This is a genomic window from Flavobacterium sp., from assembly GCF_029242675.1.
GTDB lineage: Bacteria > Bacteroidota > Bacteroidia > Flavobacteriales > Flavobacteriaceae > Flavobacterium.
Genome location: NZ_JAQWTM010000255.1, coordinates 1 through 7,946 on the forward strand (window position 1 = coordinate 1; position 7,946 = coordinate 7,946).

Genomic DNA, 7,946 nt, shown 5'->3' on the forward strand with positions numbered 1-7,946 from the left:
AGGATTGGATTGCGTACATAATATTTTTTACATTTGCGGTAATGAAAAGAAAGCAAAAAAGAGCAGCATCTAGCTCAACCGAAAATCAAAATAACAAGTCTTTGTCAAGGATGTTGAAGCGTTTTAATGCATTCAAGGACAATTTTGATTTTGGTATTTTTCATTACCAAAAAGTAGAACACGAAAAACTTCAGATTATTTATGCTAACATTAGAGTTTGAATTTTAGTAAATTTTATATTTTTTAACTTAATCTATCTAAAAATTTCAAGCTAAATGAATACTAAATATACTGATTTAATCAATCAAACCTACTATTTCCCACAAGAAGAGTTCAAACTAGAGAAAGACAACCTACAATTTCACAACATCGATTTGATGAAGTTAGTAGAAAAATACGGTACACCTTTAAAATTCACGTACCTTCCTCAAATTTCCAACAATATCAACAAAGCTAAAAGTTGGTTTAGAAAATCAATGGAGAAAAACAAGTATGAGGCTAAGTACTACTACTGCTATTGTACTAAAAGTTCTCATTTTGAATTCATTATGAATGAAGCTTTCAAGAATAATATTCACGTCGAAACTTCATCAGCTTTTGATATTAATATTGTCGAAAACTTAATGGCCAATGGTAAGATTAACAAAAGCACTTATGTAATATGTAATGGTTTCAAAAGAGAACAATACATTGAAAACATCGCGCGCTTAATCAACAACGGACATAAAAACACTATTCCAATCATCGATAACTACGAAGAGTTAGACCTTCTGCAAGCAGAAATAAAAGGTAAATTCAAAATAGGAATCCGTATTGCAGCTGAAGAAGAACCAAAATTTGAGTTCTACACGTCTCGTTTAGGAATTGGTTACAAAAACATCGTTAGTTTCTATAAGAAGCAAATTCAAGAAAATAACAAATTGGAGCTAAAAATGCTTCACTTTTTTATCAATACTGGAATTAATGATACAGCTTACTACTGGAATGAATTAGTAAAATGTATTAAAGTATATATCGCTCTTAAAAAAGAGTGTCCAACTTTGGATGGATTGAACATTGGTGGTGGATTCCCTATCAAAAATTCACTAGCATTTGAATACGATTATCAATATATGATTGATGAAATTATCAATCAAATTAAAATTGCTTGTGATGAAGCTGAAGTAGATGTTCCTAATATCTTTACTGAGTTTGGTTCGTTTACAGTTGGCGAAAGCGGTGGAGCAATCTATCAGATTTTATACCAAAAACAGCAAAATGATAGAGAAAAGTGGAATATGATAGATTCATCTTTCATTACGACTTTACCTGATACTTGGGCGATAAACAAGCGTTTTATTATGTTAGCGGTTAACCGTTGGAATGAAACATACGAACGGGTACTTTTAGGAGGATTGACTTGTGATAGTGATGATTATTACAATTCAGAACAAAACATGAATGCCATTTATTTGCCAAAATACAATAAAGACAAACCCTTATATATTGGTTTCTTTAATACAGGTGCCTACCAAGAAACTATTGGTGGATACGGTGGACTGCACCACTGCTTGATTCCGCAACCTAAACATATCTTAATTGATAGAGATGAAAACGGAATTCTAGCTACAGAAGTATTTTCAGAGCAACAGACATCTGAAGACGTTTTAAAAATTTTAGGATACAAATAAAATAATAAAAAATAGATAATTAGTAAATCTAAAAATCAGTATATTTGAAATTCACGTATTCAAATTATTGATTTTTAAATATTTAAATACAACAAAATGAGTAAAGGACCTATTAGCCAGTTTATTAAAAAACATTATTTGCACTTTAATTCAGCTTCCTTAGTTGACGCTGCTAAAGCATATGAAGATCAGTTAGCGAATGGAGCTAAAATGATGGTGAGTATGGCCGGTGCAATGAGTACTGCAGAGATTGGGAAAATTTTCTCTGAAATTATTCGCCAAGACAAAGTTCATATTATCTCTTGTACAGGAGCTAATCTTGAAGAAGATATCATGAATCTTGTAGCACACTCTCACTACGAAAGAGTGCCTAATTACAGAGATTTAACGCCTCAAGATGAATGGGATTTATTAGAAAGAGGACTAAACAGAGTTACAGATACTTGTATCCCAGAGCATGAGGCTTTCCGTCGTTTGCAAAAGCATATTTTTAAAATATGGAAAGATGCTGACGATAAAGGAGAACGTTATTTTCCACATGAATTCATGTACAAAATGTTACTTTCTGGTGTTCTTGAAGAATATTACGAAATTGACTTAAAAGACAGCTGGATGTATGCTGCAGCTGAGAAAAATTTACCTATTATTGTACCAGGATGGGAAGATAGCACCATGGGTAACATCTTCGCTTCTTACGTAATTAAGGGTGAGTTGAAAGCATCAACTATGAAGTCAGGAATTGAGTACATGACTTTCCTTGCTGGTTGGTATCCTGAAAATAGCGCTAAAGGAATTGGTTTCTTCCAAATTGGTGGTGGAATCGCTGGAGATTTTCCAATTTGTGTAGTCCCAATGTTATACCAAGATATGGAAATGCATGATGTTCCGTTTTGGAGCTATTTCTGTCAGATTTCAGACTCTACAACGAGCTACGGTTCGTATTCTGGAGCTGTTCCAAACGAAAAAATCACTTGGGGTAAATTAGATATGAAAACTCCAAAGTTTATAATTGAGTCCGATGCTACTATTGTAGCACCATTAATTTTTGCTTATTTATTAGATTTATAATACATTTTTTATGAGAAGAGTTATTGTTGAGTACGCCAAATTAACAAACGAAATTTTGAACTTATTAGTTGAAAAATTTCCTGATGGATATGACGATGAAGACATTATCCGTTTTAGAAATGCTAAAAACGAATTAGTAGAAGCTGTAGAAGTACGTACCGATGACACTATGTACCTTGTTAAAGTTAGTACCAAACTTGCTGATCGTATCGAAAACTATGATGAAGATGACGAGATTGATGATGAAATTGAACCAATCATTCCTGCAAAAGGTCTAGATCTAGATGACGATATGGATGATGATGACGACGATGACGATAGAATCAAAAAATCTGAAACTGACGATGACGACGATGATGATGATGATGATGACGACGAAGCTGATATCGCAGACGAGGATGACGATGACGACGAAGATTAAAAAAAATAGTAAAAAAAGGAACTCCTAATCGAGTTCCTTTTTTATTACTAAATTGAAATGCTACGATTACGAAAGGTACCTATAAATGATTACAACCGAAAAGACACATACTGTTTTAAAACAAAATTTTGGATTTGAAAGGTTTCGACCGAATCAAGAAGAAATCATTCAATCTATTTTAAACGGAAGAGATACTTTAGCGATCATGCCAACAGGCGGCGGAAAATCAATTTGCTTTCAGTTACCTGCATTATTGTTTGATGGAATCACCATCGTAATTTCGCCTCTTATTGCACTAATGAAAGATCAAGTCGATAGCTTGAAAGCAAACGGTATAGCTGCTTGTTATATCAATAGTAGTCAAACTGAAGCCGAACAGACAATTCATATTCAAAATTTAATTGATGGTAATACGAAGATTGTATATGTTGCACCTGAAAGTTTATCCTATCTTGAAAACACTTTCAGCAGAATTACAGTGAGTCTCATTGCAATTGACGAAGCGCACTGTATCTCGTCTTGGGGTCATGACTTTAGGCCAGCTTATACCAACCTAGGCTACCTTAAAAACCGCTTCCCTTCTACTCCAATCTTAGCTTTAACTGCAACAGCAGATAAAGCTACACGTAAGGACATTAGCAAACAATTAAACTTAAGAGAACCTCAAACTTTTATTTCTTCATTTGACCGAAAAAATCTAAGTTTAGAAGTTCGCCCCGCTTTAGATCGAGTAAAACAAATTTTAGATTTTATTCAGCAGAAGCCATCGCAATCAGGAATAATCTATTGCCTTAGCAGAAAAACAACCGAAGAGCTTGCTGAAAAATTACAAAAAGCGGGTATTAATGCTAAAGCGTATCATGCGGGTTTGGAAAGCAATTTACGTGCTGCTACTCAAGATGATTTCATTAATGATGATTGCCAAGTTGTTTGTGCAACAATTGCATTTGGAATGGGAATCGATAAATCGAATGTCCGCTGGGTGATTCATTACAATTTACCGAAAAATATTGAAGGGTACTACCAAGAGATTGGTCGTGCAGGAAGAGATGGCTTGCCTTCAGAAACCTTGCTTTTTGAAAGTTATGGAGATTTAATTCAGTTGCAAAAATTTGCTTCACAAGGACTAAACGCTGATGTACAATTAGCCAAACTGGAACGAATGAAACAGTATGCCGATGCGTTAAGCTGCCGCAGAAAGATCCTACTTTCCTATTTTGGGGAACTTATAACTGACAATTGTGGCAATTGCGATATTTGCAAAAATCCGCCGGCTTTTTTCGATGGTACGATTGTCGCGCAAAAAGCATTATCAGCAATAAAACGATTGCAAGAATCAGAACCCCTTCCGGTTATTGTAGATTTCCTAAGAGGATCCAAAAACGCCTATATATACGAGAAGGAATACCAAAATTTAAAAACCTATGGCGTAGGTCAAGATATATCCTGGTTTGATTGGAATCAATACCTGATTCAGTTGATTAATTTGGGATACTGTGAGATTGCCTTCCACCAACAAAACAAAATTAGACTGACTCCATTTGCTCAAAAAGTATTGTTTAACGGCGAAAAAGTACAATTAACAACGGTACAAAAAGCATCGTTTGAAAAAAGTGAGGAGAAAAGTGTAAAAAGTAAACCAACAGCAAATTCTCTTTTTGAAACCTTAAGAAAGTTACGATACGAAATCTCAAAGAAAGAAGAAGTGCCGGCTTATGTGATTTTTAGTGATGCGGCTTTACGCCAAATGGAAACCAACCGTCCGATGAGCGAGGAAGAATTGATTACAATCGATGGTGTTGGAAAGGTAAAACTCGAAAAATACGGACAACCTTTTATAAATGCTATAATTGAATTCCAAAAAACCAAAGTTACAAAACAGAAAAAAGAAGCTAGTACTTACAAAGAAACGCTACAACTGTACAATAGTGGATTATCTATTGATGAAATTGCAACCAAACGAAAGCTAGGACTTAGTACCGTTATTTCTCATATTGCTAAACTTTATGTAGATGGAGCAATTACTGATCTATCAAGCTTTATTTCAGAAGCTGACATCGCTTTGATTAGGCAAACTCAAATCACGTTAGAAAACGCCACGACTTTGAAGCCCTATTATGATTACTTAGAGGAAAAGTTGAGTTATGACAAAATAAGATTAGCATTAGCTTTTATCGAAAAAGAAAAAGAGACATTGTAAATACATGATACAATCATTTGAAGCTATAGTAAACGAAAATACCCAGATCCTAATTTTAGGAACTATCCCTGGCGTGGCCTCATTAAAAAAGCAACAGTATTACGGAAATCCAAGAAATAATTTTTGGAAAATAATTTACGCGCATTTTGACATCACTACCGAACCGATAGAGTACAAGGATAAAATAAGCGTGCTACAGTCCAAAAATATAGGACTTTGGGACGTTCTTAAAAATTGCGACCGCCAAGGAAGCTTGGACATAGCTATCAAAAATCAAACTGAAAATGATTTTCATACCTTGTTCCAACTCTATACTAAGATTAGTACCCTCCTTTTTAATGGTAAAGAAAGCCACCGCTATTTTTATAAAAAATATGGACAATTAGAAGGCATCACTTATTATGTGATGCCTTCTACGAGTCCCGCCAACACAATGCGTTTTGAAACTAAGTTAGCGCTTTGGTCAAGCGGTTTAAAGTAAGTGAAAGCGGCTAGCACAAGGACAGCTTTGTTAACGATTATTTTCCGGTAAGATGAAATTTCTTGCGAAAGAAAGACGTGATTTCAGCATATTTCATGCCATTTATGCAAACCGCTGTTGGAAAACGTATTATTTACGCACAATCCAATTTTCGATTTCAATTCCATTAAATCTTTCGAAATCTTTAACGTTTTCGGTTACTAAAATTAATTTATTTTCTATGGCTGTAACACCAATTAGTAAATCAAATTCATCATTTTGAGGTTTGCCCAGTTTATTTAAGCGAACTTTTTCTTCGGCGTATTTTTTTATAGATCCAAAAATTGGAATTATTACAATTCCTTTTAAAAAAATATCTACGGCTTTATGTGATTTAACTTTATCAAGACTATTTTCAGCACCGAATCGTAATTCTAAAACAGTTATTTCAGAAATATAACAATTCTCTACACCTTTTCCTTTTAATATTTTATCAACTTCAAATTTTCCACGCAGAAAATGTACACAGATATTAGTATCAAGTAAATATTTCATTAGAATTTAATTTCTTTAATTCTAAATTTTCTACTTAATTTTATTTCTGTATTTATTTCATCAGAGGTTTTTTCGGTAGAAAATGCACCAAAAGATTTATAAAAATTATTTTCTTTACTTTTAGTTTCTGCTTTTAAAGATTTTGTCAACTTTTCAATCAACTCAAGTTTACTCATAGAGTTCAAACTCTCGAATAATCCGAAGTAATTTTCTATAATTTTTTTGTCAGTAAAAGTCATTTTCGTGCTGTTTTATTCAAAGATATGATTTTTTCCGCTTTTGGTCTAATATTTTTGGCAACTTACAAATAACGCTCTTCGAATATTTGTTGGTGATGTTTTTGATGTCCAATCAAGATAAATCCAATGGCACGAACTGATATAGTAGTATTTGAAGCCAAGCCTAAACGCTCGAGTTGTGCATTTGAAAAACTTTTAAAAAGCGCCAAGGTACTTTGACGTACAATAGACAATTCAGTTAGTAAACTTTGTAAGTGTCTGCTATCAGCATCTGTATTCACTACATATTCGTTTTCATCGAAGCCAGGTAAAGAAGTAGTGTCATTTCTAGAAATTCGAAGTGCGCGATAACTAAAAATACGCTCTGTATCGATGATGTGCTGAATGATTTCTTTGATAGTCCATTTTCCTTCGGCGTAGCGATAGTCAAATTTATCCATTGGAATGTTTTGCACGAATTTTATAAATTCGTGAAGACAAATCTCTAATTCTTCCAACATATCCACATTTTTCGCTTTCTCAATATAAGTGGAATAATAAGGAGCGTATTCGGTATTTTTTACTTCAGTTGTAGTCATACTATATTTTTAGGCTGAGTTTCTGCTTGCATTTGTATTTCCAAAAAGGGAACGTGTAACAATTTTTTCGTAAACTTTTATAAGTTCGTCATTTACTTCTGCTTCTTTATTAAGTTCATTTATTCGTAATAAAGCATATTGTTGTATAGTCAACAATGGCAATACAATACGCTCTCTTATTTGAATAGAAGCTATACCATCAGGATAGTTTTCCATCAACTCTTTATGACCTGCTATTTTCAATAAAAGTCGCTTCGTTTCTAAGAACTCATCATATATTATTTGCCAAAACTCACCAAATTCGGGATCATTTTTCATGTAGGCCGTTAGCGGAAAAAAGGACTTTGCCATCGACATCATACTATTTTCAAGTAACGTTTTAAAGAACATCGAACTATCATACAACTCTTGTGCTTTATGCCATTGGTCCGTTTCTTCAAAATGCTTTAAAGCAGAACCAACACCAAAGAAACCTGGGACATTTTGTTTCAACTGACTCCAAGAACCTACAAATGGAATCGCTCTTAAATCTTTGAAATCAAGTTGGTCCGACTTACTCCTTTTGGATGGTCGGCTACCAATATTTGTTTTAGCGTAGTATTTTAAAGTACTCATCTTTTCTAAATAAGGAATAAACTTAGGATGATTTTTAAAACTTAAGTACTTTGTATACCCTAAATTAGCCAATTGATCCAATACCTTTTTATTGGCGCTAGACATTTTATTTTGTTCTTTACTAAATACTTGATTCGTTA

General features: G+C 33.6%; 10 protein-coding genes. 6 read left to right on the forward strand and 4 right to left on the reverse strand.

Translation table 11 applies throughout. The features are described 5' to 3' along the window. From P8M54_RS09405 to P8M54_RS09430, 6 genes are all read left to right on the forward strand, one after another. The coding region (locus P8M54_RS09405; RefSeq protein ID WP_300287561.1) for a hypothetical protein at positions 1 to 221 on the forward strand (221 nt) is incomplete at its 5' end. Between the two features lie 54 nt (positions 222 to 275). Further along, on the forward strand, positions 276 to 1,670 hold the full coding sequence (locus tag P8M54_RS09410; RefSeq protein WP_300287562.1) for an arginine decarboxylase: 1,395 nt from the start codon (positions 276 to 278) through the stop codon (positions 1,668 to 1,670). 96 nt (positions 1,671 to 1,766) lie between these two features. Further along, positions 1,767 to 2,738 carry a deoxyhypusine synthase family protein gene (locus tag P8M54_RS09415; protein WP_300287563.1) on the forward strand — a complete coding sequence of 324 codons (972 nt, stop codon included), beginning with the start codon at positions 1,767 to 1,769 and terminating at the stop codon, positions 2,736 to 2,738. A 10-nt stretch (positions 2,739 to 2,748) separates the two neighbouring features. After that, complete coding sequence (locus tag P8M54_RS09420) at positions 2,749 to 3,159, forward strand: DNA primase (protein WP_300287565.1); 411 nt, start codon at positions 2,749 to 2,751, stop codon at positions 3,157 to 3,159. An 85-nt stretch (positions 3,160 to 3,244) separates the two neighbouring features. Next, positions 3,245 to 5,359, forward strand: a complete 2,115-nt coding sequence (recQ, locus tag P8M54_RS09425) for a DNA helicase RecQ (protein ID WP_300287566.1) — start codon at positions 3,245 to 3,247, stop codon at positions 5,357 to 5,359. A gap of 4 nt (positions 5,360 to 5,363) precedes the next feature. After that, positions 5,364 to 5,840, forward strand: coding sequence for a DNA-deoxyinosine glycosylase (locus P8M54_RS09430; RefSeq protein ID WP_300287567.1), 477 nt, complete (start codon positions 5,364 to 5,366; stop codon positions 5,838 to 5,840). Positions 5,841 to 5,969: 129 nt separating this feature from the next. Here the strand turns inward: P8M54_RS09430 and P8M54_RS09435 are convergent, their stop codons facing one another. The 4 genes from P8M54_RS09435 to P8M54_RS09450 form a co-directional block, all read right to left on the reverse strand. After that, entirely contained in the window at positions 5,970 to 6,374 is a 405-nt protein-coding gene (locus P8M54_RS09435; protein WP_300287568.1) for a PIN domain-containing protein, read from the reverse strand. Next, entirely contained in the window at positions 6,374 to 6,613 is a 240-nt protein-coding gene (locus tag P8M54_RS09440) for a hypothetical protein (RefSeq protein ID WP_300287569.1), read from the reverse strand. Before P8M54_RS09440 ends, P8M54_RS09435 begins: the two co-directional genes overlap by 1 nt. Before the next feature lie 62 nt (positions 6,614 to 6,675). Next, a complete protein-coding gene (locus tag P8M54_RS09445; protein WP_300287570.1) occupies positions 6,676 to 7,191 on the reverse strand; it encodes a DinB family protein in 516 nt (171 codons plus the stop codon). 9 nt (positions 7,192 to 7,200) lie between these two features. After that, positions 7,201 to 7,946 (reverse strand): phosphoenolpyruvate carboxylase (locus P8M54_RS09450; protein WP_300287571.1); only part of this gene is annotated, 746 nt, incomplete at its 5' end.